General features: G+C 57.0%; 1 protein-coding gene, 2 pseudogenes and 1 riboswitch. Of the genes and pseudogenes, 2 read left to right on the forward strand and 1 reads right to left on the reverse strand.

Annotation, left to right across the window (positions count from 1 at the left end):
* Positions 1-93 precede the first annotated feature (93 nt).
* Positions 94-773, reverse strand: a pseudogene (locus tag CPT76_RS34330) (phosphatidylserine decarboxylase).
* Between the two features lie 281 nt (positions 774-1,054).
* A riboswitch (TPP riboswitch) is annotated at positions 1,055-1,168 on the forward strand.
* 94 nt (positions 1,169-1,262) lie between these two features.
* On the opposite strand from CPT76_RS34330, the pseudogene CPT76_RS34335 reads away from it, so the two are divergent.
* Positions 1,263-1,859: pseudogene (locus tag CPT76_RS34335) on the forward strand (ECF transporter S component).
* A partial coding sequence (locus CPT76_RS34340) for an ABC transporter ATP-binding protein (protein ID WP_258169079.1) occupies positions 1,852-2,835 on the forward strand: 984 nt, incomplete at its 3' end. The pseudogene CPT76_RS34335 and the gene CPT76_RS34340, both read left to right, overlap by 8 nt.

The raw sequence follows: 2,835 nt of genomic DNA on the forward strand, positions 1-2,835 counted from the left end.
TGAAGGCTAAGCAGCTGCTTCCGGGCCGGTGGGTTTCAGCGGATTATGCTCGCGCTCCTAAGCAAAAAAGGCTGAGCCGGATTCGCTTCCGGTTCAGCCTTTAGGCGGGTGCAGCTGACCGAGCAGCTGGCCCATGCGGACATGATCTCCGGTCCGGAGGTCTGTCCGCGGGGTGAACGCGCCGTCCTGGATCAGCAGCACGACGGTCGAACCGAACTCAAAATAGGCGAGCGGATCGCCGTTACGCCAGGAATTGGCGGTTTCGTCGTCGTAGCGGATGCTGCTGACATTCATGGCGCCGACTTTGACGACCGCGACTTCTCCCAGGGCTCCCTTGATATACGTTATCAGCCTCTCATTGCGGCACAGCACGGATTTCATCTGGGTCATGCCAAAATCATTGACCGGGTAGCATCGTCCCTTGATATGCTCGCTCTCCACCTTCACGCCTGTGATTGGAGAGTGGATCCGGTGGTAGTCGGTAGGGCTGAGGTACAGCACAAAGACATAGCCATGTTTATATAACTCCAGGTGGGGAGAGAAATTAAGCAGCTCCGCCACCGAATAAGGCTTCAGCCGCCGGGAAAAAATTCATTGAGCGTGCGGTATTCATAGATTTCTTTCTCCGCTTCATGCGCCGGGATCTGATAGCTTTTGATAAAAGTAGGGATGACCCCTCTGCTGAGCCGGCTGTGCGAGAAGCGTCCCATCATGGAAGAGAGCCACTTTCGCGAGGAGAGCTCTGTCATGAGCCGCAGTAATTTCTTTGTCATGCCTAATCTCCCTTCCATACGTGCCTGTAGCACTCTGAATATATTGACATAGAACGGCTATCAAATCAATATGCAACCAATGCTGGAAACCGCCCCGGAGAAAAATGGTATTGCCAATCCTTCGAGGATCATGTATTTTGGAATCAATACGGGCCCGATGCCGACTCATCGCGGCGAGGTGCCTGTTACACGGAATCGAACCCAAGCATCTCATCGCCTTGGACGGCGATGGCTCCGGGACCAGGAGCCGGCGATGCCGCGCCTTGCGTTCATCTGTGTACATATGGGAATACGGGAGCTCGAGCGAATCGGGCTGAGAGTGCAGCTAATGAACCGCTGCTGACCGGGAATCTGATCTGGATAATGCCAGCGTAGAGAATTCAAGTCCTTTTATGGGCTTATTTGACGATCTCCCTCGCTTATCCAGGGGGTTTTTTTATTGCCCAATTTTGGAAAAAGAAAGGATGTTGTCAAATGAACAGCAGTACGATGCAGATGGATCGGCCGAAGGGGCTGAAGCTCAGCGACCTACTCGTGACGATTCTGCTCTCCCTCGTGATCGGGTGGTGTACCATTTTTGGGGTTCGGTGAACGACTTGTTCAAGCCGCTGTTTTTCCTAAGCGGATGAGCTGATGTACGGCATGTGGTTCCTCGCTTCGACGCTTGCCGCGCTGCTGATCCGCAAGCCCGGCGTAGCCCTCCTGGCCGAGGTTGCCGCGGCTCACGTAGAAATTCTGTTCGGCAGTGAATGGGGCCTTCAGCTGGCGATTTACGGCGTGGCGCAAGGTCTTGCCGCGGAGCTGATCTTCGCCCTGTTCCGCTACCGCAAATTCTCCATGGGGGTAGCGGCGCTGGCCGGTATGGCTTCGGGATTGGGATCATTCCTGGTGGATGTGTACTACGGCTACGTCACGGACTATACGACATGGATGATCGTGTTCAAGTACGTGATGCGGTTAATCAGCTCGGCGGTACTCGCAGGGTACCTGGCGTATGCCCTGACCAAAGCTTTGGAAGCAACCGGAGTAACCCAGCTGCTCCGGCCGGTGACAGCCAAGGATTATGAAGCGCTCGATCATGACTGAGACTAACCGGGGTGTCGTGACGATGCAGCATTCGGCGGTGGATGAGACGGGTCAAGGAGCGGATCAAAGGGCGGATCAAGGGAGCGGGCAAATTGCCGTTTCGGTAACGGACCTGCGCCTGAAGTTTCCGGGTGAGAAGGCGTTCGTGTTCAAGGATGTTTCCCTGTCCGTGCCGGCCGGGGAAAAAGTGCTTCTGCTCGGCCCAAGCGGATGCGGGAAATCGACGCTGCTGCAGGTGCTCGGCGGGTTGATTCCGGCGGTCATTGACGTTCCGCTCAAATATGCGGACATTCGGAAGCCCCGCTCGTGCGGGTATGTATTTCAGGACCCGGATACCCAGTTCTGCATGCCGTATGTCGATGAGGAGCTGGCGTTTGTGCTGGAGAACCGCCAAGTAGCCAGGAAGGATATGGTGCCGCGGATGCGGGAGGCGCTCGGACGGGTCGGCCTGGACCTTGAAGAGCTGCACACTCCGATTGAACGGCTGTCCCTGGGGATGAAGCAGCGGCTCGCGCTCGCTTCGGTCCTTCTGCTGGAACCGGAAGTGCTTCTGCTGGATGAACCCTCGGCGCTGCTGGACCCCGAGGGGAGACAGCAAATTTGGGAGGCGGTTCGCGGAGTATCGGCCGGACGGACCGTGCTGATCGTCGAGCACCGGATCGAAGAAATCGTGAACTGGGTCGACCGGATCGTTCTGTTCGCGCCGGACGGAAGCATTCTGGCCGACGGCAAGCCGGCCGAAATCTTCACGGCGTACCGCCGAACCCTTCAGGAAAATGGCATTTGGTATCCCGGCGTTTGGGAGGATTATATCCGTCACCAGGATACATGGAACAGCGGCCTCGTGCAATCCCTGCAGCAAGATGCGGACTTGGCGGCGCCGGTCCTCTCCTTGCGGGGGTTTGTCGGTCTCCGCGGAGATGCGCCGGCGATCATGGTGGAAGAGGCGGAGGTATATGCCGGCGATTTTGTCGCC

It is taken from the genome of Paenibacillus sp. AR247, assembly GCF_002968895.1.
GTDB lineage: Bacteria > Bacillota > Bacilli > Paenibacillales > Paenibacillaceae > Paenibacillus_AQ > Paenibacillus_AQ favisporus.